Origin of the sequence: Leptospira langatensis (genome assembly GCF_004770615.1) — a bacterium.
Lineage (GTDB): Bacteria > Spirochaetota > Leptospiria > Leptospirales > Leptospiraceae > Leptospira_B > Leptospira_B langatensis.
In genome coordinates, this window is sequence record NZ_RQER01000006.1 from 309,512 (window position 1) to 335,415 (window position 25,904).

Consider the following 25,904-nt stretch of genomic DNA (forward strand, 5'->3'; position numbering starts at 1 on the left):
GCTCTCGACTTCCGTATGTCGAGAGTTACTTTATAAAATCGGCTCATTCTAGAGTCAAAAAAAATTAGGTTGGATGTTTGTGAAAATGACTGCAATTTTTTTGAAAAAAAATTCCAAGCGCGCTTTCCTTTGGAATAGTTTTTCAAGTACGGTTTTTTGCGAAGAAAATAAATTTCCGATCAAATGCCGAGTTTAGGTCAGTCAAAAACAGAAGGTAGGTGCACATTGTTATCGATCACAGGCTTAAACAAGTCTTACACAGTTGCTGATCAACAGTTTAACGTATTAAAAGACGTTTCATTCCAGATAAAAGAAGGAGAATTTGTTGCGATCATTGGTCCTTCCGGCTCCGGCAAGTCTACGTTACTAGCTGTTTCAGCAGGATTAGATAAAGCAGACTCAGGAAAAGTATTATTAGATGGAATATCCTTGTTCGAAAAAACGGAAGACGAACTTGCTAAGATTAGAGGAAAGCAGATCGGATTCATATTCCAAAACTTTCAACTGATCAAAACGTTAAACGCACTAGAGAATGTTTGCCTTCCTCTCGCTTTGACCACAAACCTATCCGAAAAAGCGATCCAGGATAAGGCTATGTTCTGGTTGGAAAAAGTAGGCATCGCCCATAGAGCGCATAACTTTCCTAGCCAACTCTCAGGGGGTGAAGAACAAAGAGTTGCAATCGCAAGATCATTTATTCATGAGCCTAAGTTATTATTCGCCGACGAACCTACTGCAAATCTAGATAAGAAGAATGGAGAGAATATCATGGCTCTCTTGAAAGGATTGAACAGGGATAGAAAATCCACTCTATTAGTGGTCACTCACGATCCCAAAGTAGCAGCGATCGCAGATCGTGTCCTAGAAATGAGGGACGGAGTCATCTTAAACTCAGGAAAGTCCAAACCTTCTCCTAAGAAAGCCATTCAACGCGGGAAGAAGAAATGAACCTAAGCTTCTTCATCAAGGTAATGTTCCGAGAGATCTTCTCGAAAAAGACTTCTTCCTTACAGATCATATTAGCGATCACGATCGGAACAGGTGCCGTACTTGCAGTGCACTCATATAGAGATCAGTTTTCCCAATCCATTCTAAAAGAAGCCAAGAATATCATGGGAGCGGATCTGGTTGCCACTTCGCCTTCTCCTCTTAATGAGAAACAAACAGCGTTTTTAAGGGGAGAATTGCCAAAAGGAAGCAAATCCTCCGAATTAGTGCAGTTCCCTTCTATGCTTCGAAATCCTAAAAACCAAGACTCTAGCCTTTCGTTAGTAAAGGCGATCAAAGGGGAATATCCTTATTTTGGAGAAGTAGAAACCGATCCTAAGGGTGCGTATAGAGCATTAAAAACGGGAGAGATCCTTCTCGAAAGCAGCCTGATCCAGAACCTGAAGTTAAAACCTGGTGACGAAGTTCAATTAGGGGAATCCGTTTTTATCTTAAGAGGAAGTCTGCTCAAAGAACCTGGTATGGCAGGGAATTTTCTTTCGATGGCTCCAAGCTCCATCATTCATAAGGATTCTCTTGCAGAAACCGGATTGGAACAAAGAGGCTCTAGGATCAATTACCAGATCCCCGTCCTTCTTCCTAAGGGAACAGATGCAAGCGAATATAAGAAAAACAAGTTTAAGGAATTTGCAAGAAACGATCTGATCCTGTACGAAAGCACGGAAGCAAACTCAGGGTCTCAAAAATTCCTTACAAATACTTTGGATTTCTTTTCCTTATTGGCATTGTGCGCGTTTTTCTTAGGCGGGATCTCGATCCTTCTTACAAGCAGAGCTCTCATTCGATCCAAAGCGAATACATTCGCTATCTATAAATGTTTAGGCGCAGGTCCCAATCTAGTCTCCGGTTTAGTACTAGGAGAACTTTTGCTTCTCTCCACGATCGGTGCCTTATTAGGCTTCGGATTCGGGATCTTCTTACAGAACCAGATCCCGAATTTAGCGGATAGTGAGTTCCGTTTCGAACCCAGTTCCGTTCCTACGTTAAAGGCGTTCTTATGGGGATTCGTATTAGCTTGGGTAGTTCCCTTAGTCTCCGCTTGGGAAAGTCTCTCTAAGTCCAGAAACCTGAGTCCGATGTATGCATTGAAAGCGGACTTTGCAAGCGAGCTTTCTTCCGTTCCCAAACCGGAATGGAGGCAATCTATTTCCTTCGTAGCGGTATTCGGTCTCTTCTTCTTGCTTGCTTGGTGGGAAACTGGAGATTGGATCAAGGGACTGATCCTTTGTGCAACCCTTCTGTTCTTGCCTGTATTAGTATATTTAGGAATTTTAATATTCCGGTTCGGGCTCAGATTCGCGCTAAATAAACTGGAATTGTCCGCAAGTCTTAGGATGGCCTTTCGAAAATTGGACAGACCTAGAACAGGATTGCCTTGGGTGGCGGTCGGACTCGGATCTTCCGTGTTCGTTCTTCTTCTCAGTTTGTTCTTAAGCGATAGTCTCTTGGAATACAGCGGAGCAAAGGACAAAGAAAGAAGACCGAATATGTTCATTCTAGATCTTCGTCCGGAACAACTGGATACGTTTCAGCACACCGCTTCCAAGTTCAAAGCAGAGAAGATGATCATCTCTCCTGTCATAGGTGCGCGCTTATCTCACATCAACGGAGAATTGATCAAGAGAGAGGACATGGAACTCTCCGCACTTCGAAGAGATTGGAGATCCACTGCAAGAACTAGAGAATACTTCTTATCGTATCGGGAGAATTTATATCCTACGGAAAAAGTGACGGACGGAGACTTTTGGAGGAAAGGAGAAGAAGACCAGATCTCAGTAGAGAAGGAATTCTCCAAGAACCTAAAAGTGGATCTCGGAGACAAACTCACCTTCTCCATTGGTGGAGTGGAAGTCACAGGAATTATCCGGAATTTCAGGACAGTGAACTGGTCCGATATGAGGCCGAATTTCGTGGTCTTATTCTCCAAAGGTATCTTGGAGAAGGCGCCTAAATTCTATTTGAGTTCCTTCTTACTCGAATCGGCCCAAGATAGATATGCTTTGCAAAAAGAGCTGATCAACGAATATCCGAACCTGACCATCGTCGATACCGAAAAGGCGATCCGATCCTTCTTAGTGATCCTAGAAAAGATCTCCTTTGCAATCCAATGGATGACTGCTTTGATCGTAGTATCTTCCTTATTACTCATCCTATCTTCTTTGGAATTGAGTAGAAAGGAAAGATTAGAAGAGACCTCTCTTTTACGGATCATAGGTGGATCCAGAGATTTCTTGCGAAAGTATTTCTTAGCGGAATCCCTTCTACTCGCAAATATATCCTTCTTCTTGGCGTTCGGGCTGGTATGGGGAGTTTCGGAATATCTTTCTCAGGCAATCTTCGAGATCCAAAGCACCATCCCTTGGCTGCAGATCGCGATCTATTATCTTGGATTGAATGTTGCAGTAGCAGGAATGTATTTCACTGCCTTACGCAAAGAATGGAAGCGAAGTCCGACTCTATACTTAAAAGAAGTCTAATAGAGTAGAATTATCTTTGAAGGAAGCTCCTTCTGCAGAGATGCGAAGGGGCTTTTTTATGGAATGGGAGAAATCGACGGGCGCAGTCGGCTTTTTCGATCAGTAAAAATGCGGTCTTTATCGTAAGGATCGAGCGATCAGGTTCTTGGTCTTCGTTTCGTTCAGAGCGGAACAGACTTTGTAGTTGGAAGCAGTAGGACATGCAGCAGTTCCTGTGATCTTGCAACCCTTGCTTTCGCAGCGTTTGCGTGTATCGAAGGAATCCGTTCCGGAGAATCTACAATAATCCCTGCACATATCGGAGCTTCCTTCTGCACAGAGATAACAACCATCTGCGGAGACCGATTGAACGGAAAAGAAAAATACGAAGATAGGAACGAGAAGAAAGTAACGAAGCAAGCCTTGCAAAAAAATCACCCAGGTTCTGTATTCACCTGGATCAAGAACATCAACCCTTGGGTTGGCGATCAAGGTTTTTCTTTTCCGCCTTTTCGTCCAAAAATTCGGCGAAATCGATCTGCCCCTGGATGAATTTCAGATTATAACGGCTTTCGTACAATAAGAGTCCGCTCGCAACGAAAAGAAAGACTCCTCCGAATAACGCCAAACCGGTGGAGATCCAAGCAGCGGAACTTCCTGCAGCTACTATAATTCCTAAACTCAAACTAGAAGCTACAAAGAAGAGAGTCGCAGTATAAAGTGCGGCCATGGATTTTTGGATGAGGTTTGCTCTTTTCTTTTGGACCTTGAGTTGTCTGCGAAGATATGCGGAGCGTTCTTCCGGATAAGAAGTCCTTCCGTCCACGATACCTTCTATCTCGTTCTTAAGAAGATTCACTCGATCGAAGATCCTTCCTAATCGATTTGCTGTAGAGAAGATAAGACTGGCACTTGCGGAGATCAATACTGCGGGAGCGATCATCCCGCTTAAGGTCTCTGTTCCCAAAAGAGAAGTAAGCATCTAGTTCAGCATCGGATCTTTGGTATGTTCTACGAAGTACTTGTACAATCCGCCCTTGCTCTTCAAGGCCTCTTGCCAAGTTGCTTCCGGATCTTCCGTAAAGATCCATTCTGCATTCGGATCGTGAACCACCCAAGATTTGCGTTCCATTTCTCCTTCCAATTGAGCTGCTCCCCAACCGGAATATCCTTGGTACACATTGAACTTAGTTTTATCAGGATGTTCTAATAATTCGATCAGAGCCTCAAAGCTTCGAGCTAAGTAGACTCCAGGAATCACTTCGATCCCAGGTTGTTTCAACTTAGGGTTATCATGAAGAATGGAAACATAGGTTGGATCCACAGGACCCCCCGAATAGATCGGAAGAGAACCGTCGATACCATCCGGGATCCCTTGGATCACATCGTTCAAGGAAACTTCCATCTTCTTGTTTAAGACTAGGCCGAACGCTCCGGAGTTATCGTGCTCGACCATGAGGATCACAGTACGATTGAAATAATCCGTTACGATAGAGGAATTTGATATTAGTACTTTGCCGCTGAATCCGTTTTCCATACTACCCGATCAGTTTTTATGGATTTCTTTCAAAATTCTATACGCGATTTCCAAGGTCTGGATATCGGACTTACCGTCCACCAGAGGTTCCGTTTCCTTCAAGATGCATTTCACGAAATGTTCCTGCTCCTGTTTTAACGGATTATCTTTGTGCACAAAGATCTTCTCGACGATCGACTCTTGGCGGTATTTGATCTCGCCTGTCCTGAGTAGAATGTCCGAAGTCGCCTGTCTGTGCAGTTCGATCTCTTGATCGCTGAAATCCAAAGTGATATAAACATCCTTTTGAGTGATGTTTAAGGTCCTAATTTTCGATTGGGTATTTCTGCTTGCGGAAATATTTGCGATAGTGCCGTTCTCAAAATGAAGAATGACAGCCGCAATATCCTCGTGATTGGAAACCACTTTAGTTCCCACAGCACTTAGATATTTGACGGGAGATTTTACAAGATTCAAAACGATATCTATATCGTGGATCATCATATCCAGTACGACACCTACGTCTTTGATCCTAGGGTTGAATGGGGCCAATCTCCTGGATTCTACGAGCAAAGGCTCGGTTACGATCTTGCCTAACTCCAGAACGGCTCCGTTGAATCTCTCTACGTGACCAACTTGCAGGACCAGATCGTTCTTTTCGGAAAGAGCGACGAGTTCCTTTGCCTGCTCCAGGGTTTCTGCGATCGGTTTTTCCACCAGAACATGTTTGCCGGATTCTAAAGCCTTCTTCGCGATTTCATGATGTAAGAAGGTAGGAACTGCGATCACGACTGCGTCCACATTCTGGATCAGATCGTTTACCGTGGAGAATGCGGAAGTCTTATGCTTGTCCGCCATCTGTCCGGCCCTCTCCGAATCGGAATCATAGATACCGATCAGTTCCGCATCGCTTAAGCTTTTTGCCACGTTCACGTGGTACTGGCCCATATGGCCTGTTCCAATTACTCCGATCTTGACTTTTTGGGTCATGAAACTTCCTTTATGCAGGTTTACTTATTCGTAAAAATCTTGCCCTTGGAACCGGAGACTCCTTCTCCTGATTCGCGGGCAAATTCTTCGATCAATTCTCTTTGTCGTCTAGTTAATTTTTTAGGGATCTCGATCTTAACGATCACATGTTGATCCCCTTTTCCATATCCGCCAAGATATGGAATTCCATGTCCCTTCAAACGGAAGACCTGTCCGGATTCAGTTCCTTCCGGGATCTTCATCTTAACTTTCTTGCCGTCGATGGTAGGAACTTCTATGTCCCCGCCTAAGATGGCTTGGGTAAGACTGATCTTCTTACTTAAGATCAGATCGTTTGCTTGGCGCTCGAATAATTCATGTTTCTTAATATGTGTTACCACATACAGATCGCCGTGAGGACCACCGTTAGGTCCTGCTTCCCCTTCTCCGGAAACTTTCAAGCGGCTGCCTGACTCGATACCGGGCGGGATCTTGATATTGATGGTGCGACGTTTTTCGACCAAGCCTTGTCCATGACAGGTCTTGCAAGGATTTGAGATAATGGTTCCTTTGCCTCTACAAGTACCGCAAGTAGTGGCAACGGAGAAGAAACCTTGGGATCTACGGATCTGGCCTGAGCCTCCGCAATCCGGACAGGTAGAAGGAGTACTTCCTTTTGCTGCACCGGATCCTCCGCAATCAGAACAGGTTTCCAGTCTTGGGATTTCTATCTTATACTCTCTGCCTAGAGCAGCGTCTTCGAGAGAGACTTCTAGATTATAACGAAGATCGGAGCCTCTCAGCGGGCCTGACCTGCGTCCACCGCCGCCTGGCCTTCCCCCACCACCGAAGAAGTCTCCGAAAATATCACCGAAATCCCCGAAGATATCAGAGAAGTCCGTATAGGCTCCTCCTCCGAATCCGCCTGCGCCTCCGGCGCCCACACCTGCCTTGCCGTATTGGTCATACGCTTTGCGTTTATTCGCGTCGCGTAAGACCTCGTAGGCCTCTGTGGCTTCTTTGAATTTTTCTTCGGCGGCTTTATCACCCTGATTCTTATCAGGGTGATATTTGATGGCTAGCTTCCTGTATGCGGACTTAATTTCTTCGTCAGTCGCAGTCTTGGAAACCCCGAGGATATCGTAGTAACTCTTGTCACTCATGTCTTAGTTACTTTTTCTCATCGTCCACTACGGTATAGTCCGCGTCCACGACCTTTTCTCCCTTTGCTTGGGAATTGTCGGAACCTTCTCCCGCACCGGCACCGTTTGCCTCAGGACCTGGCTCTTGTCCAGGAGCACCCTGAGAATAGATCTTGGTACCGATCTCGGAAGCAAACTTGGTCACGGATTCCTTAGTAGCGTTGATGCGGTTCAAGTCACCGGACTCGATCGCCTCTCTGGCTCTCTTGATCTCGTCGGCAGCCAATTGCTTCTCGCTGTCAGAAAGTTTGTCACCTGCATCAGCGACTGCTTTCTCCAGAGAATAAGTAATGGTGTCCAACTCGTTCTTGGCTTCGACTAGGGATCTCGCGGCCTTGTCCGCAGCAGCATGCGCTTCTGCATCTTTTACCATTTTAGAGATCTCATCTTCGCTCAATCCGGAAGAAGATTCTATGCGGATCTTCTGTTCCTTGCCGGTTCCCAGATCTTTTGCGGAAACATGAACGATACCGTTCGCATCGATATCGAATGTAACCTCGATCTGAGGAACTCCTCTTGGAGCAGGAGCGATCCCGATCAGATCAAATCTTCCTAATGTACGGTTTCCTGCCGCCATATCCCTTTCTCCTTGGAGAACATGGATAGAAACAGCGTTTTGGTTATCCGCAGCCGTGGAGAATACCTGAGACTTCTTAGTCGGGATCGTAGTGTTTCTCTCGATCAACTTGGTCATAACGCCACCGAGGGTCTCGATACCCAAAGAAAGAGGAGTTACGTCCAGAAGAAGAACATCCGAAACTTCTCCCGCAAGCACACCACCTTGGATCGCAGCACCGATTGCCACTACTTCGTCCGGGTTCACGGAACGGTTCGGCTCTTTGCCAAAGATCCCTTTTACAAGTTCTTGGACCGCAGGAATACGAGTAGAACCGCCGACCAGGATGACCTCATCGATATCGGAAGCTTTCATACCTGCATCACGGATCGCGTTCTCACAAGGAATACGAGTTCTTTCCACTAAGGCGCGAGTCAACTGATCGAACTTCGCTCTGGTAAGGTTCATATCCAAGTGTTTTGGACCGGTTGCATCCGCAGTGATGAACGGAAGGTTGATCTGGGTCGCCATGGTTCCGGACAACTCGATCTTTGCCTTCTCCGCAGCTTCTTTCAAACGCTGCACAGTGTTCTTGTCTTGGGAAATATCGATCCCGTACTGCTTCTTGAATTCGTCGATCATCCATTCCATGATGACCATATCGAAGTCATCACCGCCTAAGTGAGTGTCCCCATTTGTGGACTTCACTTCGAAGACGCCGTCGCCCAACTCAAGGATGGAAATATCGAATGTTCCACCACCTAAATCGTAGACAGCGATCTTAGCATTGCTCTTCTTCTTATCGAAACCGTAAGCGAGAGCGGCTGCAGTAGGCTCGTTGATGATACGTTCCACTTCGAGACCCGCGATACGACCCGCATCTTTGGTTGCTTGGCGTTGCTCGTCATTGAAGTACGCAGGAACAGTGATAACAGCCTTGGTTACTTTATGGCCCAGATAGTCTTCTGCAGTCTGCTTCATCTTCTGAAGAACTCGTGCAGAGATCTCTTGTGGAGTGAACTCACCGGTAGCGGTCTCGAATTTCACGCCGTCATTGCCGCTACGAACCACTTTGTAGGAAACGTGTTTCATTTCCTGTTCGGCCTCATTGAATCTGCGACCAATGAAACGTTTTGCGGAACGCACGGTATTCACCGCGTTAGTAATTGCTTGGTTTTTAGCGAACTGACCGACTAAAGTTTCACCCTTTGCGGTAAAAGCAACGATAGACGGAGTGGTCCTAGCACCCTCGGAGTTCTGAATAACGACAGGATCCCCGCCTTCCATAACGGATACGCAGGAGTTTGTGGTCCCTAAGTCGATTCCGATGATCTTCTCTTTTGACATTTTGGTTTCTCCTTTCCGCCGGTCCGAAATCCATTCGACCGAAACGGATCATCATAAATCCTAAATCTGCGGCCACAAAGCCGCTCCGAAGTTAAGCCTTCGGTTTCCCTATCCTAACTCTCGCAGGTCTTAAGGAGAACTTATCCTCGTTATCCTTAATATAGAAGCCTGCCTGATAAACTTCGATCACAGTCTCTTCGGAATACTGATCGCCTTCTTCCGAAGAAAGAGCTTCCATCAGAGTAGGATCGAACGGTTCTCCCTGAGGAGCATGTCTAAAAACATTCGATTTCTCTAATACGGAATAGAACTCTTTCAAGATCATTTCCACACCTTCAACGAAAGGCTTAAGCTCTTCCGTAACGTTTACACCGGACCTTACACGATCCAAATTATCGATCGGAGTCAGAAAACTCGCCACGAGAGACTTGACCGCTTCTCTCTTGATATTGGAGAATTCTTGGGCGGTCCTTCTCTTATAGTTCTGGAACTCCGCTCTCTCACGGGTCCAGGAATCCTTTAAGGATTCGATCTCTTTCTTTGCAGCATCCAATTCCTTGCGCAAAGAATTTTCTGCGGTTTCCGGTTGTTTTGCTTCTCCAGGATTCTCTCCCGAAGAGGTTGCTACCGCTTCTTCTTGGCTCATCTCTCTATCATTTCCTTGCATAGATTCATTACTACTTACTAATGCGCGTGATCATCTCCGAAACGAGTTTCGAAGTAAAGTCCACCAAAGGAAGGGCACGATGGTAGTCCATTCTCTGAGGACCAATGATCCCCATGGCACCGATCCTCTTCTCGCCCATCCTATAACCGGATGTGATAATGCTCACACCGCCCATCAAACCGTCACCGTCCTTGCCGATCACGGTATACACACCGTCATGTTCGGAATATTCCCCAAACATACCCGTCAGGAACCTCTTATCGTCCAGAAGAGCGAGGACCTGATTCAATCTCTCTTCTTCGTCGTCCCGGAACCTACCGTAGAGGTTCTTGAGCCCGTCGATATAAAGCGAAACCTCCGAATTATCGGGAGTCATCGCCGCAGAAAGCACATTAGACACTTTATAAAAATCTAATGGACCATCCTTTCTCAGAAGAAGGGAAGGGATCACCTTCTCCTGGATCTCGAACATGTCGTAGCCCTTGGCGTTATCGTTCAGATACTTGGAGATCTGATACAATTCCTCCTGGCTATAATTCCGATCTAAGAATACGCTACGGTTCAGGACCGCACCCGATCTCATGACCATGATCATGAGGACCTCGTCCCCATGCACATGGATCAATTCCACATGCTTGAGAGTATCCAAGCTCTTGGCAGGACCGAGAACCACACCCGCAGAGTTCGAAAGGCTCGCAAGAACGCTTGCAGTCGCTTTCAGGATCTGATCCAGCTTAAACTGCATCTTCAGGTATTCTTCTTGGATCCTCTGCTTCTCCTTGATCGTGAGTTCGTAAACCACCACCAAAGAATCCACATAGAAACGATACCCACGCTCTGTAGGGATCCTACCGCCCGAGATATGACGGGAAGCAAGATAGCCCATGTCCTCGAGCTCTTTCAACACCGTCCGAATGGACGCCGGAGAAAGACCAATATCATGCTTATCAAACAAGGTCTTGGAGCCAACCGGACGATTCTCTTGAATGAATTCGTCCACAGTGGCCTTGAGGATCATCCTATGTCTCGGGGAGAGTTCCATTCCTTTCCTTTAGCACTCTGGCTATTAGAGTGCTAATCACTCCCTCAAGTTTCCAAAAGATTCGGAAAAAAGTCAAGAATTTTGGGTTTTTACAAGGGAAAGGAAGGTGGAGTGAGCCCCGACTGGCCCTTGAGGGATGGATTTCGCTGTGAGAGCGCAGGGAATGGGGAGGAAGGAAGGAGAGGGGAATGGTGGGCGAGAGGGAATACCTCCGTTTGGAATATTACCATGGTACCGCTGGGCTCGGTTTTTGGTTGCGGGGTAAGAAGTACGGCTGGTGGAAGTGGGGAGGAAAGTGGATGGGAATACGGGTGAGTTTGGTGGATTGTGGGGGAACGGTTTAGGGGGAAGGGTGGAGAGTGGGTGCGGCGATTTTTAATGAGAGAGTAACGTACGTACTTTACAGATTTTTGATGGGATGGAAAGTTACTCGCGGTTGATTAACATTCATTGAGCCCAAAAATTAGGAGATTTAAATGCTAGCTCTTAAACAATTCCAAACTGTAATAGATACAGACTATCGCGAGTATGTGACTATTCGGTCCGAAGAAAATAGATTTAAAAATGAAGACATCGATAATTTACTCCTAACCAGATCTTTGGTAGCATTCTATTTAAAAAATTTCGCAGGTTGTGCGGAAGATAAAATTATTAAACATATAGTGGATGGCTTTAAAGATGGGGGAGTTGACGGAATTTATTTTAGCGAGATCGATAAAACATTGCATTTAGTGCAATCAAAATGGATTAAAAATGGCACCTCCGGTATAGATCTAGGAGATATAAACAAGACTATCTCAGGAATAAAGAATGTAATGATTCCTAAATTAGAGGACTTCAATAAAGAAATAAGGGATTTGGAAGAAGAGGTTAACAAAGCATTACTTGATCCAAATATTAAAATAATCTTTTCAATAGTATCGACTACTGAGCAACCTTTGTCAAATGAAGCTAAACAGGCGATCGAAGATTTCTTGGCTGAACAAAACCGAGTTACAAACTTCATTCATTTTGAATATATCAATATAAAATCATTACACGATGTTTTGCGAAGAGGAGCAATGGATGTTCCAATCGATACCGATATTATGCTTTTAAACTGGATTGACATTTCCTTACCAGTAAAAGCTGTATATGGGATGATTAATGGAAGCGATCTCGCTACATTACTTGAAGAGAATAGTAAACGAGTCTTTTCTCCTAATATTCGATATTTTTTAGGAAGAACAGAAGTAAATGAATCCATAATAGAAACAGCAACAAAAAACCCTGATCTCTTCTGGTATTTAAATAATGGCATCACCGCAATTGCAAAGACTTTTACAAAGAAGGCGATTGGAGGAGCATCTCATGCAAACGGAATATTCGCTTGTCAAGGTTTATACATAGTTAATGGCGCCCAGACAACAGGAGCCTTACTCGAAGCTAAAAGGCAAGGTATTAACCTCGAAAAAGTCTTAGTAGGAATGAGAATAATAGAGGTTAGCGAAGCAAATGTAGAGTTTGGCACAAGCGTAACTAGAAGTAATAATACTCAAAATCGAGTAGATAGTCGAGATTTCGTGGCACTTGACCCAGTTCAAGAAAAGATATATCAAGAGCTTTTATTGGAAGGTATTGTTTACACTTATAAGTCGGGAGATATAATTCCGGAAAACACGGAAGGATTTAGTTTTGAAGAAGCAGCTATTTCACTAGCTTGTGCATTAGATAATGTTGAAATTATGGTTCTTGGCAAAAGGGAAATATCTCGCCTGTGGTATCAAACGGATAAAGCACCTTATAAACGATTATTCAATCAAAGCACAGAGGGCCCGTATATATTTAGAAAAGTTAAGATAATGAGAAAAGTCGAGAGTTGGATAAAAACAAAGCGAAGTGGAGCATCAAATAGGGACAATCTAATCCTCGTCCATGGCAATCGCTTCATCTTAATGCTAGCCTTTAACATATTGGCAAAAATTCCAGACGTCGAAAATGAGAATTACTCGGAAAAACAATTAGATTCATCAATAAACTACGCTTTTGAATCTCTTAAATCGATAATTGACACTTACTACAATGAAGATCAGTTAGCGAGTTTATTTAAGAATAATGAAAAATGCAATATGATAAAGCAGCTTTCAAATCTTTAAAAGAAATGCCGCCAAACCTTTCTCCATAAAGTCACTATAAAATGATGAAAAAGAAAAAAGATTCAAAAGTTGTAATAATATTGGGTGCAGGATTTTCTGCGGGGACAGATCTTCCGATTCAAAGCCAATTGTTAAAAGAAGTCGAAAAACACTTTTCAAAGCGAAAAACAGGAAGTTGGTCAAGATTTAACAAATTTTTTCGTGAAATTCTGGGGAAAGATATAGCTGCGTTCCCAATCGAAGATATATTCACCATTTTAGACAAATGTCTAATTGACTACGAGCAATTTCATGGTCGCTCAATAGAAGAAATAGAAAGCGCAAACCAAGATATTCTTCATTCCCTACGTAATTTCTTAATTACTCGAACAAGCGAAGTCTTCAAAAAGCAAAAAAATAAATTTAAAAAATATTCTGAACTTGCGAACGGATTGTTAGCTATTCGCAAGAAATTTAAAAAGAAAGACAAGATATCAATTATTTCTTTAAATTGGGATAATTACTTTGAGAAAATGCTACTCTCAAAAAGGACTAACTTTAAAAAGCTTGGCTTAGATTATTGTACATACGATTATTCATTTGGAAATAATCGGTGGATTCCTAGTATTCTTAGAAAAGCAAAAGGTCAATTAAACTTAAAAATATTAAAACCACACGGTTCAATTAATTGGGGATATTGTAATAATTGCGGACGGTTATATATCACCTTTGGTGAGGCTCGGCTTCAAAAATTTCAATGTATAAAATACTGTAATAAAATTTTTCGGAGAGGTATTCATTTAACTCCATTAATGATTACACCTACTTTTTTAAAAGAGATATCCAATAGAAGTTTGATAGATATATGGAACAATGCAGGTATAGAACTGTCTGAGGCGTCCAGAATAATTTTTATTGGTTATAGCTTACGACCTGAAGATTTTCATTTTCGTTTTTTACTTTTGAAACATGTATCTCCAAAGGCAGAAGTCTATGTTTTCGATCACGTTGATCAGAACAATGTGAGTAAAAAAGAAATCGAAAGAGAATTTTATAACCGCTACAGAAATTTCTTTCAAAAGAATAAAACTTTAAAATTATCTATTGCTGGTTGGGAAAATGAGATCGAAAAAATCTTAGGACTTTTAGAATAAAATTTTTCGAACGATTGTTCTGTGTAAACTCTTAATTTCAGGACTCTCCGTACTACTTTTAATTAATAAACTATAAACTCATTTTATAATAAAGGAAAATTAATTGTCTAAATTTGTATTTGTTCTTGGGGCAGGGGCATCGGCAGAAGCCGGAGCGCCAGTCATGACTAATTTTATTCATCAAGCTGAAACGCTCTATCGAAATCCTGGGCTTGAGTTAGATCGTAATAGCTTTGATTTAGTAATAAAAGGACAGGGCCTATTGCAAAACGCAATGGCAAAAGCAACGATCGACGTTAATAATGTCGAAGATTTATTTACCGCTTTTGAAATGGCGGCTTTATTTGGAAAGTTAGGAGATCTTCCTGAAGATCAAGTAAAGATGTTGCCAATGGCTATGAAACGATACATTTTAGAAACTATCGAATATTCAGTAAAATTTCCAGCTCAGGGTTCTTCTTTTTCTTCAACACAAGGGCATGAAAATATGATTCATTATATTGGAAAGCTAAAGGAGGCAGATTTTTTAAAATCTTGGGACGATATTACTTTGATAACATTCAATTACGACCTTTGCATTGAAACAGCACTTTTATCTTCAGGAATTCCTTTTTCATATTGTATTGATGATTCTCAGAAAAGAGATACTGTCAGAGTATTAAAATTACATGGATCAATAAATTGGGAATTAAACGATAAGGGATTAATTGAAGAAAAAATATCGGTTCGACAATTAAGAAATTTGATTTTCGTTCCCAATGGATCAAAAAGGATACTTCGAGTAAGCAAATCTGTTGAAAATGCATATATAGTTCCACCCAGCTGGAATAAATTATATCATCATGAGAAACTAGCCAAAATTTGGAGGGAAGCATGTGATAGTCTAGGTGATGCGAATCAAATTTTTGTCTTTGGCTATTCTTTTCCTGAATCAGATCTTCTTTTTCGTTACCTATATGCAATTGGATCGATGGGAATTTCGATTATAAAAAATTTTTTCTACATTGATCCAAATATATTAAATACTCAGAAAGTTCAGGCCATATTAGGACCCGCTGTAGAAAAAAAATTCATACCGCTTAATCTAAAATTTGGTGATTCTTTTGCTTCACTATCTGACGATTTTTATTTTTCTAAGTTGTAATTTCTCCCCCCAAATGCTCTACCTTATCCTCAAATACCTCACCACCGCAGCCTTAGTCGTACTCATCTCCGAGATCGCACGACGAAACGATCGAATTGGCGGACTCATCGCGGCTTTGCCGATCGTAACACTACTAACTTTACTCTGGCTGAAATTTGAGGATGCGGGAGAGGAAAAGATCTCCAATCATGCGTATTATACGTTTTGGTTTGTGCTTCCTACTTTGCCGATGTTCTTAGTGTTTCCGAAATTGAATCTACTCTTTGGATTTTGGATCGCTCTTGCTTTGAGTGTGGTTCTGACGATCGTTTTGTTTTTTATGTTTGTACTTGTTCTCAATCGCTTTGGGATTAAGCTACTTTAGTTTTCAGGACTAACGGCCTTGTTGGTCTACATGTTTTAAAACGGACTTTACATTCGAAAGATTTTCCCTTCTTTTGGTTGCACCTATGAAAACCAAGATCCGATCTGCTCTCCACTGGTTACTCGGTCGTCACATTTCTGCAGGTCTGCCTGAAGAAGAGCGACGCTCTTTTCAACTTACCGCCAATACTCTTCTGAGCCTAGCAATCATAGTGTTCTTGTCTTGGCTGCCGCCTGTTCCAGAGAACCTAGTCGGACTCTTACGCGCAGTGAATATTGCCGGCTTACTGGAACTTACCATTAGCTGGGTTCTGTTGCGAAGAGGCTATATGCTGGCTGCACAGATTTTCTTGTGTTTTGCTACATGGATCCAGTTGCTCACTATCATTTTCACTCTTCCCGGCCAACAAGCATACATGTATCTATCGGTAGGAATGCTTCTACCGTTGCTCGTCGTTGTTCGCAAACATAAAGTTGTAAGAATAGTTCTTGCTCTGATCCCATTTTGCCTGCTTATCGCGCAGCAGACCTATTTTAAGATCCTCGGAGGCAAAGCCCTCTATGGCGAGGAGCCTAAGGTTTTCCGAGCTGACGAAGTCCTTGTGGATGTGGTCGGAAGTCAGTCACTTCTTCTTTTGCTTGCATATCTATTCATTCGTAGTCGAGACGAGGCAGAAGCGAAAATACAAGCAGAGCATAAAAAGTCGGAACAACTTCTTCTCAACATATTACCGGAAGAAATTGCTCAGGAATTAAAAGAGAAGGGAGTGTCCGAACCGCGACTCCATCGCAGCGCAACAGTTTGTTTCACCGACTTTAAGGGCTTTACCCAAATCGCAGAGACCATGTCACCCACGGAACTTGTCGCAGAGCTCGATCGCTGCTTCTCTTATTTCGATAGTGTAATGGAGAGACACAATCTAGAGAAACTCAAGACGATCGGAGACAGCTATATGTTTGCAGGTGGCGTCCCGGAGTCGAACAAAACGCATGCGATCGATTGCGTAATGGCTGCTCTGGAGATCCAAGCGTTCATGAATCAGATGAAGGAGATCAAGGCGAATCAAGACCTTCCCTATTGGGAACTTCGCCTCGGCATCCACTCCGGCAATTTGGTAGCAGGTGTTATTGGTGAGAAGAAGTTTGCGTATGATGTTTGGAGTGATACTGTCAATACAGCGAGCCGCTGCGAATCATCCGGCATCCCGGGTCGTATCAATATTTCCGGTGCTACCTACGAATTGGTAAAAGACTTCTTCGATTGCGAATACCGAGGTGCTGTGCCTGCCAAGAATAAAGGAAAAATCGAAATGTACTTTGTGAATGGACTCTTGGCTGATCTTAGACGAGCAGGAGAAGAGCGCATTCCAAACGAAGAGTTTCGTAGACGATATGAAGGACTGAAGGGTATGTAACCGATCTTTGCCAGTGCGCTTATTCCCCAGCAGGTGGTTCCCACAACTCTACTTTATTTCCTTCCGGATCGATCACCCAACCGAACTTGCCATATTCCGAGTCTTCGCCCTTGTCCGGTACTTTGAATCCATCTTTTCGAAGTGAGTCCAAGAGTTCTGTGAGATTATCCACTCGGTAATTGATTTGGTAGGAAGAGTTGCCTAGTTTCTCACTATCAGGTCCGAATATGGACCAAGCAGTGCTGCCCTTGAACGCATTGCCCGCTTCGTCCGCCCATTCGAAGACCGCTCCACCCCAATCGTTTACAGGAACACCTAAATGTCGTTTGTACCATTCCCGTAACGCGACTGGATCCTTTGCTTTAAAGAATATTCCACCGATCCCAGTTACTCTTGCCATAATCTTTCTCCATTTTTATTCGTTAGAAAATTACTTTCAATCCCGTTTATACACTCACGACCGATCTGTCTTCGGTAACGAGCATGCTTCCTTCTTCTCCGCGTAAATTGACTGCGTCTTTTCCGGGTGTGACTCCGAAGAAGCGTTTATACTCTCTACTAAACTGAGAAGGACTTTCGTATCCGACCCGGAGAGCTGCGTTATGCGCATTGAATCCGTCCAATGTCATTAGGATTCGTGCTTTGTGCAAGCGCACGTTCTTGATATATTGCAAAGGCGACGCGTTTGTGACCGCCTTGAAATTTGCATGGAATGTGGATACGCTCATCCCTGCATCCGATGCCAATGTCTTGATATCCAAGTCTTCATGAAAGGACTCATGGATCCGGTCCAACGCCCTCGCGATCTGGAAGAAGCGTCGATTCCGATAGGCCAAGGCCTGGAGCGCCCCTCCTTCTTCGCTGCATAATACTCTATAAATGATCTCTCGTACGATCATGGGTCCTAAGATCTTTCCGTCTCTTTGCGAGGCTAATGCTTCTAAGAGTCGTATAGCCGCGTCTACAAGCGTGTTCGTAACCGGAGCCGAATAGATCCCTTTAGGTAAGGACTCCTCATGATACTGAGGATCTTCCATATCGAGCAATATCTCTCCTACAGAAGCGGGATCTACTGTAATATAAATTCCTAATACTGGTTCCTTCGCACTCGCCGTTGTTTCGCATTCGATCGGTAGCGGCACGGAAACAACCAAGTAGTTCGTAGGATCGTAGGTATATACTTCTTCACCCAGAAAGACCCTTTTCTGTCCTTGGGCGAGGATCACGATCCCTGGTTCGTAAGACTTCTGCACTCTAGGCGCGGAGCTATCCCTTCTGAAGATCCGCACTCCTTTCAAACCGGAGGCCTGGACTCTTTCTTCCGGTAAGAGTTGCATGAGTAACTCTACCATTCGCGCTCGTCTTTCTTCAGTGACCGATTCGGCTTTTCCCTTTCCCACAAAACTATCTTAGCATACTTCGTAAAAGAAAATGTCATTTTTTATGGTCATTCGTAGAATTAGGCAAGAATAAACAGGATTCGATATTGATAGGACGTTTTTTTTGGATTAAACTGTAGCTACTTAAGTAAGCCGATCCTTACTTGAATACGGAGAAACAAATGAAAATCCTTACATCTAGAGAAACGATACTGCAATGTTTCATAATAATCCTCTCACTCTCCTATCTTTCTTTGGCCTGTGCTTCGACTCAGCCAGCGGCTTCCGATTCCGAAAAGGGATCTTCTCAAATGAAGATCTCTTCCAGCGATCAAAGGCCCGCTGCTTCCGGTCCAAGTGATTACTTTACAGGTGCTGTTAAGATAAATCCGCTTTTCCAAACAAATGAAACTTTCAGAAGCGCAGGAGCCTATGTTACCTTCTCTCCGGGAGCACATAGTGCATGGCATACTCATCCTCTTGGTCAAATGTTGATCGTAACGGAAGGTTCCGGCTTAGTACAGGAATGGGGAGGTAAGATCCAAGTGATCAAAAAAGGTGACGTAGTCTGGACTCCGGCAGGAGTTAAGCATTGGCACGGAGCTTCACCTAAAACTTCCATGACCCATATTGCGATCCAAGAAAGTTTAGAAGGTAAGGTTGTGAATTGGTTGGAAAAAGTAAGTACCGAAGAATACAATGCTTTCTCTAAAACCAATAAATGAGTTTTCCTCTCATCCTTCTCCTAAACTTTTGCATTGGAGCGATTATTTAGCAACATGCAACAGTTCGAAAACGTCACTATTATCAAAAAAGCGAATGTTTACTTCGAAGGAAAAGTCACTAGCAGAACAGTGATCTTTGCTAACGGGGAGAAAAAGACCCTGGGCATACTCATGCCGGGAGAGTATGAATTTGGGACCGCAGAAAAAGAGATCATGGAGATCTTGGATGGCGATCTACTCGTTCAACTTCCAGGCGATCCGAATTGGAAAGAGATCAAAGGCGGGCAGTCCTTCGAGGTCCCTGCAAATTCCAAATTCAAACTCAATGTGAGATCCTTAAGCGATTACTGCTGTTCTTACTTAAAGAATTAATGATACAGGGATCTTCTTTCACCGGAATTAATCCCTCCTGGTCCTATTTATAGGCCTTTCACTCTAGTTCTCCCACTTGACAAATTCTATCAAGTGGTTACACTGCGGTCCTTGAGTCTGCCTAATCCGAGAAATCGGAGCGGAGGAACCATTTTTTGGGGCAAACCGCTAAGCGGGGGATATCTCTCATTCCCAGCCCGTCAGCTAACTTCGTAGGCACGGAGAGAAGACCTGGAGGACGCACCTCCCATTCTTCCGGCTCATCATAAAAAGACCAAAGCCTTCTCATATCTTCTGATCCAGGAGAAGGCCCAAAGATTAACCGTCGGAGAATTGAAATGAAAGTTTTGATATCGTTCGCCAATCCCAAAATGGGCGCCAAACTTTTCGGTTTGGCTCGCGCCTTGTTTTCCAAGAGCGCAAAGAACCTTTTCATTGTGGCCCTTCATGTGGTTTCGGTTGAATCCGAATCCGAAGGATTTCCCTTATTAGCAGAAGATGAGATCTTCCAAGCAGTGAGAGAAGAAGCTGCCGGATCCGAATTCCATTTTGAGACAGTCGGCTTTCCTTCCGATTGGATCGTACCGGGGATCGTTGAAACTGCTAAAAGCAAAGAAGTCGACTTACTTCTGTTAGGTGCTTCTCGCTCTCTCTTCTCCGACGATCTATTAGGGGGAAAGGTAGGTGACGTGCTGAGAGAATTATCCGATCTGGACATCGCAGTACTAGCGGATAACGGATTGAATTCCCCGATCGAACCGATCATCTATTCTCCCGGCTTGGAATCCGCTCCTCTCTTTCCTTTCTCTAGCGGGCTTTCCATGTTCATAGAAAAGCCGATCCCGGTCCTGGCCGGTTCGGGACAAGGAGAATACAGTTTAGAATCGCCGGACAAATTCAAGCCCTGGCTCCCCTTCTCCTTAGCCGCACCGGATCCTGCGAAAAATCTGAATCTTGCCATAGTAGAGTACGGAACCTACAAATCCTTTCATTCCGTTCTCCTGGACAGAAAACATCTTTCTTTTCTGATCTTGCGTAAGGGAAGATAATTCGAATTCTATAAGCTGATCATAAGTCGACGTATTTCTAGAAAATACGAAATCAGGTGAAGATTCCGCCAAGCCTTTCCGTCTTACATAAAATGGCCACTATCCTGGACTTCGTTCATAGCGTTTTCACCAAAGTCTATTCCAAAGACTCCTTTATTTTTAAAGAAGGGGACGAATCCGACGGGAACATGTATTTTCTATTCCAAGGGAATTTGAAGGTCTTCAAAGATCGTCCCGAAGGTTCCGACAAGGCCATCAAAGAACTGTTCCCTGGAGAATTTTTCGGGGAACTGGCGCTCATCTCCGGACGCACTCGCGCCATGTCTGTGCAAGTCCTTTCTCCGAACGCAAAAGTGGGAGTCTTGAACAAATCCGTTTTCGAGAAACTCGAAAAGACCAGTCCTCAATTCCTTCTTCTTCTTTTAAAGAATACTTTCGAAAAACTGAATCGAGCCGAAGCAAAACTAGAATCCCTATACGCCGAGATCCATAAAAAAGAAGAAGAAGCCGGCCCCGTTCCTACGATAACGCCGGCAAGTCCTTCGGAAGGAGCAATCATATGAGCATCAATATATTAGAATTCATTAATAATGTTTCTGTCCGTACATTTTTAGCAGGAGAGACGATCTTTCGGGAAAAAGATCCTTCGAACGGAATGATGTATTTCGTTTTTACAGGAGCCTTGGAGATCCGAAAGTCTTACGACGGAGAAGAAAGGGTTATCCGTAAACTGGAGCCTGGAGCATTTTTCGGAGAGATCGCACTCATCAATAATGTTCCTAGAGCGGCTACCGTTAAGGTCATCACGGAGAAATCCAAGATAGGTATCTTGGACCAAGATATGTTCTACAGGATAGGACAGACCAATCCTAAATTCTTTTCCCTTCTTCTAAACACTACCATCCAAAGATTGGTTTCCGTAGAAGATGAGATTGCAAGGATCAGCTCCGGCCAAGTCATCAATCCTTTGAGAAAAATGGACTGAGCTTTTTAAGCGGCCTTTTTCTTTTCGGATGTGTCTGGCCTGTTATTCCCTGCAAAATATCTTTCTAACAGAAATGTGAATAAGTAACAGCGAGATACTCCGTGCCTTCTTGCAAGTAATCCCAAACGAGCCCAATCCCCTGGATCCGGCCTAAAATTCAATCGCGTCCATTGTACCTTTGTTTCTTTTCTTTTTCTTTGGTAGAGTAGAAGGTTTAAGTGAGGATTCATTTTCTCTTTTTCCTCCATTTCCTTAGAATATAAAAAAAGAAGATCCTTTAAACAACTGGCTTCCGCTCTATCTTCTTTCCATTCCATTCTTATCTTCCGATGGAAATTCTTAGGAAGTAGGAGCGTACAAACAGGCATCGCGTTGCTCGCAGAACGTGCCTTTAAGGACCTGGACTTGGTCCTCTTCGGGTTTTCGATCAATTTCAATTTCATAGAAGGACAGGGCCCTTTCGAAAAAGACTGCTCGCACTTTTTAAGAATTTATTCGAAAATTGTTTCTAGGATCCGATTTCAGTCTTACTTTCTTTTGCAAATCGGATCTAATATACGAGGAAAAACCAAATGTCGGATCGAAACGATTTAGAATACGCAACTCTTGGTGGAGGATGTTTCTGGTGTGTCGAAGCCATCTACCAACTCGTGGAAGGTGTGGAGTCCATCGTTTCCGGTTATGCGGGAGGTTCGGATCCTTCTCCCAATTATCGTTCTGTTTGTGAAGGCCGGACAGGCCATGCAGAAGTGATCCGTATCGGCTTCGACCCGAAGGTGATCTCTTTCAAGAATATCCTGGATATTTTTTGGGAAGCTCATGATCCCACGACCCGAAATCGCCAAGGCAATGACGAGGGTCCTCAATACAGAAGTATTATCTTATACGAATCTGCGACTCAGAAAGAGATCGCGGAAAAGTCTAGAGAAGAATACGGTCCTAAGTTTTCTTCTCCCATCGTGACGGAGATCGTTCCTCTGGAGAAATTCTTTCCGGGAGAAGGGTACCATCAGAATTATTTTAGGACCAACCCGGCACAACCATACTGTCATTATGTGATCCGTCCTAAGATCGAGAAGTTCTTAAAGAAACACTCAGTTGGGTAAGTTCACAAAGAAAGTAGTCCCATCCGGAGATGTCTCGAAGTGTATGGAACCGTCGTGATTTTCCACGATGCGTTTCACTATATCGAGTCCGAGTCCGGATCCTTCTCCGGGAGCCTTGGTCGTAAAGAAAGGCTCAAAGATCCGTTCCTGTATGGATTCAGGAATTCCAGGTCCTGTGTCTGAGATCCGTATCTGTATGGATTCCATCTTTGGTTTGCAGATCTTGATCTTTAGGATTCCTTTAAAGTTCATCGCCTGCGCCGCATTGTAGATCAGGTTGGTCCATACATGCAATAGATCGTCCGAATAAGCTTGGATCGCAGGCGTATGTTCGTATTCTTTTACGATCTCTATTCCGGACTTCAATTGGTTCTGATAGATCGTGAGCACTGTATCAATGCTTTCTTTCAGATTTACTTCGGACTTAGGCCCGCCCGTCCTGAAATGAGAAAAGTTCTTGAGAGCATATACGATCTTAGAGGTCCGATCCACGGACATTTCTATGAGCTTAGAACTCCTATTCGCAATAATTTCGTCTAACGCGTACTGCAGGATCTCTCTTGTCTTTTCTCCCTGAAATAATTTAGGATAATCCTCCAACGCATTTTCCAGGCCGGCCTCCACCAGTCCTTCGGCAAGATTTCTGGATTCTTCGATACCAAGTTCTTTCAACTTTGCCTCTAAGATCTTTGTCTTGGCTCTTACTTCTTTAGGAGGAAGGATCTCTTGGTACCTTCTCCCCTGGGTGAGAAGGTCTTCGAAATCCTTGGCAGTCTCCACATTCAAATTCCCTAATACAAAAGCGGCTGCCTTCATTTTTTCTATCGGGCTCATAAAATGGCTCTTTACGGATTCGTTTGCGGCACGTATGACTCCGATAGGATTATTGATCTCATGTGCAATCCCGGCTACGAGTTGTCCCAGTGCCGCCATTTTTTCGGAAAGTACCAACTGATTTTGGGTCTTTTTTTGGTATTCGAGTGCCTCTTCTAATTCTCTCTTGTTCTTTGCGATGAGTTCGTTTTGTGCTGAGATCTCGTTGTTCAAGATCCTCAACTGTTCCGCTTCTTTCCTTTCGGAGATGTCCTTGACCATATTGATCATTCTGGCCTCTCCGTCTATCATCGCAAACCTTGTGGAGAATTCGACAGTGAAGATGCGTCCGTCTTTTGCTCGGAACAGAGTCTCTTCGTTGTATAGAAATCCTTCCTTAGCGATCTGCTCCTTGAAGTGATCCCTATCTTTCGGATCGGCCCAGATACCAAGCTCTATACTCGTCTTTCCGATCGCTTCTTCTCTAGTGTAGCCCATCAAACGAGTGAATCCGTCGTTGATATCTATATATCTTCCGTCCTCGAAATTGGAAATGGAACTCGCATAAGGACTCAGTTTAAATACTTTGGAGAATAATTCCTGGCTCGCCTTGATCTCTTCTTCCGCTAGATATTTTTCAGTAATATCTTGGCCAGTGCCGTAAGCCAAAGAGTGATCCTTGTATTTTCCATGTACGAGAATGTATCTCTGTTTTCCGTCATCTCCCTTGGCTTGAAAAATAAAATCCGCAGAGTAATTCGGATCCTTCCTATAATTCAATGCTTCTTGTAGGACGAGTGAGATCCTTTTACGATCCTCTTCGGCCTCCACATATTTTTGTAAGAAGGTCTCGAAACTCAATGTGATGGATTCCTTCGCATCTTTTTCTCCTAGTAGGATCCGATATTCCTTGCTAAGGGTCAAGACCAAGGTATCCACATTTAGGATCCAGCCTCCCAACTTTGCAGTCAGATGGGCCTGTGAAAGTTCCTGTCGGACTCGATTGAGACCTCCTAATCCGAAACGCATCAGAACGAAAGTCACAAAGAAACCGATCGAATTACCGACTAACGCGGCCCAGTGCTCAGGAAGTGTAGGCGCCGGGATCTTTCCCTTTTCCATCAGGAAAATACTGAACGCTCCCGCAAAAAAGGAAGCGAGCGCATACATCAATGCCACGAAATTTCCCAAGAGCATGGACGCGAGAAGTATGATCACCATGAAGAGAGAGAACGCTGTCGCATGCACTCCTCCTTCTTTCCTCATGACTAAAAGAAGTGCTAACCATTCCAAAAGAATGAATAGATGGGCTCCTAGTTTGATCCTACCTTTCTTTGCAAGTATATGACAAACGATCACTGCAGCAGGGATCAGATAGAAAGAATAGTAAACATCCTTTGGTTGTGAAACTAGAGGATGAATGATCCTGAATAGAACGGCCACGATCAAAGTGACATACATTAAACCATAAAGAAGCCGAATGGATACAGCCTTCTCCGCATCGGTATGGACCGGCGGGGCCAGTATCTTTTTTAGATAGGAAAATAACATGCGAATCGAAGGACTCACTGATAATAAATGAGCGGAGGTCAAAAGCTGGAAAGCCTGATTTCAGATTTCGGGAAAAATTGACTAAGAATTCCTCCTAATCCGAAGTACATAATATTGCTTTGAACTAAGTCTCTTACCTATTTCAAGTGATCCGCCTTCGATTTTTAGTTCTTAATGGGTGCTTTCATGAAAAAAATTTTTGCCTTACTAGGTCCGGATTGGATAATGTAGGCTATGAACTTCCTAAGAGTCTTGTTCCCTTCTCCTTTTAAAATCCATAGATTGATCGAAGTTCTGAGCGTTTTTTTATTTTTGATCTTATCAGCACTCTCCATCTGGAAGTTTAGTGTACTGGCAAAATCCTCCTTTTTAGATTCTTATGCTTCTCTCTCTTTTCGATTATTAGGTCTCTTATTCTTGGCTTATATAACCGCAGACTTTGTTTCCGGCTTCGTTCATTTCTTGGGAGATAGTTTCGGAGATGAAAATACTCCGTACGTGGGTCCTGCATTTATCTTTCCATTCAGGGATCATCATGTGGATCCGAAAGGGATCACTCGGCACGATTTTGTGGAGACCAATGGGAACAATTGCCTGGTCTCTCTCCCCATTCTTCTCTATTGCTTTTATGCACCGTTAGAAAGCGGTATATTTCCTTGGGCCAGGACTTTTTGGATCCTAGTATTGATCGGTATTTTCTTTACGAATCAGATCCATAAATGGGCTCATCAGGAAAAGCCTTCCAAGCTAGTCCATTACTTGCAGAAAAAAAGATGGATCCTTTCGCCGGACCATCACCAGATCCATCATACTACTCCGTATGACACTTATTTCTGCATTACCACGGGTTGGTGTAATCCTTTTCTGCACAAGATCCGCTTCTTTCCCTTCGTGAAAGGAACGATCCGATCGATTATAAACGTTTTCAGCTTCTCGAATAAAAACAAACATCGTTCTTAATGAGACTCTAA

Annotated in this window: 27 protein-coding genes and 1 riboswitch; of the genes, 15 read left to right on the plus strand and 12 right to left on the minus strand. The window is 43.6% G+C overall.

Annotated elements, in window-relative coordinates; all coding sequences use genetic code 11:
- The first annotated feature begins 225 nt into the window (after nt 1–225).
- On the plus strand, nt 226–948 hold the full coding sequence (locus EHO57_RS10715) for an ABC transporter ATP-binding protein (RefSeq protein ID WP_135644895.1): 723 nt from the start codon (nt 226–228) through the stop codon (nt 946–948).
- Entirely contained in the window at nt 945–3,485 is a 2,541-nt protein-coding gene (locus EHO57_RS10720) for an ABC transporter permease (RefSeq protein WP_135644893.1), read from the plus strand. The genes EHO57_RS10715 and EHO57_RS10720 overlap by 4 nt, the downstream gene beginning before the upstream one ends.
- Before the next feature lie 117 nt (nt 3,486–3,602).
- On the opposite strand, the gene EHO57_RS10725 is transcribed toward EHO57_RS10720, so the two are convergent.
- The 8 genes from EHO57_RS10725 to hrcA form a co-directional block, all read right to left on the minus strand.
- Nucleotides 3,603–3,893 carry a hypothetical protein gene (locus EHO57_RS10725; RefSeq protein ID WP_135645469.1) on the minus strand — a complete coding sequence of 97 codons (291 nt, stop codon included), beginning with the start codon at nt 3,891–3,893 and terminating at the stop codon, nt 3,603–3,605.
- Nucleotides 3,894–3,933: 40 nt separating this feature from the next.
- The gene (locus EHO57_RS10730) at nt 3,934–4,446 is read right to left on the minus strand and encodes a DUF2721 domain-containing protein (RefSeq protein ID WP_135644891.1); all 513 of its coding nucleotides are present in this window, start codon (nt 4,444–4,446) and stop codon (nt 3,934–3,936) included.
- The gene (locus EHO57_RS10735) at nt 4,447–5,001 is read right to left on the minus strand and encodes a YqgE/AlgH family protein (RefSeq protein ID WP_135644889.1); all 555 of its coding nucleotides are present in this window, start codon (nt 4,999–5,001) and stop codon (nt 4,447–4,449) included.
- A 9-nt stretch (nt 5,002–5,010) separates the two neighbouring features.
- Nucleotides 5,011–5,970 (minus strand): Gfo/Idh/MocA family protein, encoded by a 960-nt coding sequence (locus tag EHO57_RS10740; protein ID WP_135644887.1) that lies wholly within the window; start codon nt 5,968–5,970, stop codon nt 5,011–5,013.
- A 20-nt stretch (nt 5,971–5,990) separates the two neighbouring features.
- Nucleotides 5,991–7,112, minus strand: coding sequence for a molecular chaperone DnaJ (gene dnaJ, locus EHO57_RS10745; RefSeq protein WP_135644885.1), 1,122 nt, complete (start codon nt 7,110–7,112; stop codon nt 5,991–5,993).
- Between the two features lie 7 nt (nt 7,113–7,119).
- Nucleotides 7,120–9,054, minus strand: a complete 1,935-nt coding sequence (gene dnaK / locus EHO57_RS10750) for a molecular chaperone DnaK (RefSeq protein WP_135644883.1) — start codon at nt 9,052–9,054, stop codon at nt 7,120–7,122.
- 91 nt (nt 9,055–9,145) lie between these two features.
- Nucleotides 9,146–9,721, minus strand: coding sequence for a nucleotide exchange factor GrpE (gene grpE, locus EHO57_RS10755; protein ID WP_425460780.1), 576 nt, complete (start codon nt 9,719–9,721; stop codon nt 9,146–9,148).
- Nucleotides 9,722–9,731: 10 nt separating this feature from the next.
- Nucleotides 9,732–10,763, minus strand: coding sequence for a heat-inducible transcriptional repressor HrcA (gene hrcA / locus EHO57_RS10760; RefSeq protein ID WP_135644879.1), 1,032 nt, complete (start codon nt 10,761–10,763; stop codon nt 9,732–9,734).
- Between the two features lie 188 nt (nt 10,764–10,951).
- Between hrcA and EHO57_RS18785 the strand changes: the two genes are divergently transcribed.
- From EHO57_RS18785 to EHO57_RS10785, 6 genes are all read left to right on the plus strand, one after another.
- A complete protein-coding gene (locus tag EHO57_RS18785) occupies nt 10,952–11,107 on the plus strand; it encodes a hypothetical protein (protein ID WP_167882271.1) in 156 nt (51 codons plus the stop codon).
- Nucleotides 11,108–11,239: 132 nt separating this feature from the next.
- Nucleotides 11,240–12,898 (plus strand): AIPR family protein, encoded by a 1,659-nt coding sequence (locus EHO57_RS10765; protein ID WP_135644877.1) that lies wholly within the window; start codon nt 11,240–11,242, stop codon nt 12,896–12,898.
- A 41-nt stretch (nt 12,899–12,939) separates the two neighbouring features.
- On the plus strand, nt 12,940–14,031 hold the full coding sequence (locus EHO57_RS10770) for a hypothetical protein (RefSeq protein ID WP_135644875.1): 1,092 nt from the start codon (nt 12,940–12,942) through the stop codon (nt 14,029–14,031).
- A gap of 103 nt (nt 14,032–14,134) precedes the next feature.
- The gene (locus tag EHO57_RS10775; RefSeq protein WP_135644873.1) at nt 14,135–15,175 is read left to right on the plus strand and encodes an SIR2 family protein; all 1,041 of its coding nucleotides are present in this window, start codon (nt 14,135–14,137) and stop codon (nt 15,173–15,175) included.
- Between the two features lie 13 nt (nt 15,176–15,188).
- Nucleotides 15,189–15,539 carry a DUF3147 family protein gene (locus EHO57_RS10780; protein WP_135644872.1) on the plus strand — a complete coding sequence of 117 codons (351 nt, stop codon included), beginning with the start codon at nt 15,189–15,191 and terminating at the stop codon, nt 15,537–15,539.
- An 85-nt stretch (nt 15,540–15,624) separates the two neighbouring features.
- Nucleotides 15,625–16,953: an adenylate/guanylate cyclase domain-containing protein gene (locus EHO57_RS10785; protein WP_135644870.1), complete on the plus strand. Its 1,329-nt coding sequence runs from the start codon at nt 15,625–15,627 to the stop codon at nt 16,951–16,953.
- Nucleotides 16,954–16,972: 19 nt separating this feature from the next.
- Here the strand turns inward: EHO57_RS10785 and EHO57_RS10790 are convergent, their stop codons facing one another.
- A complete protein-coding gene (locus tag EHO57_RS10790) occupies nt 16,973–17,353 on the minus strand; it encodes a VOC family protein (RefSeq protein WP_135644868.1) in 381 nt (126 codons plus the stop codon).
- A gap of 46 nt (nt 17,354–17,399) precedes the next feature.
- Nucleotides 17,400–18,305, minus strand: a complete 906-nt coding sequence (locus EHO57_RS10795; protein WP_135644866.1) for an AraC family transcriptional regulator — start codon at nt 18,303–18,305, stop codon at nt 17,400–17,402.
- A gap of 209 nt (nt 18,306–18,514) precedes the next feature.
- Between EHO57_RS10795 and EHO57_RS10800 the strand changes: the two genes are divergently transcribed.
- The 5 genes from EHO57_RS10800 to EHO57_RS10820 all read left to right on the plus strand — a co-directional run bounded on the left by EHO57_RS10800 (nt 18,515) and on the right by EHO57_RS10820 (nt 21,463).
- Nucleotides 18,515–19,057 carry a (R)-mandelonitrile lyase gene (locus EHO57_RS10800; protein WP_210410027.1) on the plus strand — a complete coding sequence of 181 codons (543 nt, stop codon included), beginning with the start codon at nt 18,515–18,517 and terminating at the stop codon, nt 19,055–19,057.
- Nucleotides 19,058–19,111: 54 nt separating this feature from the next.
- On the plus strand, nt 19,112–19,429 hold the full coding sequence (gene ppnP, locus EHO57_RS10805) for a pyrimidine/purine nucleoside phosphorylase (RefSeq protein ID WP_135644864.1): 318 nt from the start codon (nt 19,112–19,114) through the stop codon (nt 19,427–19,429).
- A gap of 108 nt (nt 19,430–19,537) precedes the next feature.
- Nucleotides 19,538–19,662: riboswitch (cyclic di-AMP (ydaO/yuaA leader) on the plus strand.
- A 105-nt stretch (nt 19,663–19,767) separates the two neighbouring features.
- Nucleotides 19,768–20,478, plus strand: a complete 711-nt coding sequence (locus EHO57_RS10810) for a universal stress protein (protein WP_135644862.1) — start codon at nt 19,768–19,770, stop codon at nt 20,476–20,478.
- A 56-nt stretch (nt 20,479–20,534) separates the two neighbouring features.
- Nucleotides 20,535–21,041 carry a Crp/Fnr family transcriptional regulator gene (locus tag EHO57_RS10815; RefSeq protein ID WP_425460781.1) on the plus strand — a complete coding sequence of 169 codons (507 nt, stop codon included), beginning with the start codon at nt 20,535–20,537 and terminating at the stop codon, nt 21,039–21,041.
- Nucleotides 21,038–21,463, plus strand: coding sequence for a cyclic nucleotide-binding domain-containing protein (locus EHO57_RS10820; protein ID WP_135644860.1), 426 nt, complete (start codon nt 21,038–21,040; stop codon nt 21,461–21,463). The genes EHO57_RS10815 and EHO57_RS10820 overlap by 4 nt, the downstream gene beginning before the upstream one ends.
- A gap of 5 nt (nt 21,464–21,468) precedes the next feature.
- Here EHO57_RS10820 and EHO57_RS10825 read toward each other — a convergent pair whose 3' ends face one another.
- Nucleotides 21,469–21,906 carry a DUF1564 family protein gene (locus EHO57_RS10825; RefSeq protein ID WP_135644858.1) on the minus strand — a complete coding sequence of 146 codons (438 nt, stop codon included), beginning with the start codon at nt 21,904–21,906 and terminating at the stop codon, nt 21,469–21,471.
- A gap of 129 nt (nt 21,907–22,035) precedes the next feature.
- On the opposite strand from EHO57_RS10825, the gene msrA reads away from it, so the two are divergent.
- Nucleotides 22,036–22,569, plus strand: a complete 534-nt coding sequence (gene msrA / locus EHO57_RS10830; protein WP_135644856.1) for a peptide-methionine (S)-S-oxide reductase MsrA — start codon at nt 22,036–22,038, stop codon at nt 22,567–22,569.
- Here msrA and EHO57_RS10835 read toward each other — a convergent pair.
- The gene (locus EHO57_RS10835) at nt 22,558–24,933 is read right to left on the minus strand and encodes a PAS domain-containing sensor histidine kinase (protein WP_135644854.1); all 2,376 of its coding nucleotides are present in this window, start codon (nt 24,931–24,933) and stop codon (nt 22,558–22,560) included. The genes msrA and EHO57_RS10835 overlap by 12 nt on opposite strands.
- A 234-nt stretch (nt 24,934–25,167) precedes the next feature.
- On the opposite strand from EHO57_RS10835, the gene EHO57_RS10840 reads away from it, so the two are divergent.
- Entirely contained in the window at nt 25,168–25,893 is a 726-nt protein-coding gene (locus tag EHO57_RS10840; RefSeq protein ID WP_135644852.1) for a fatty acid desaturase CarF family protein, read from the plus strand.
- Nucleotides 25,894–25,904: the final 11 nt, after the last annotated feature.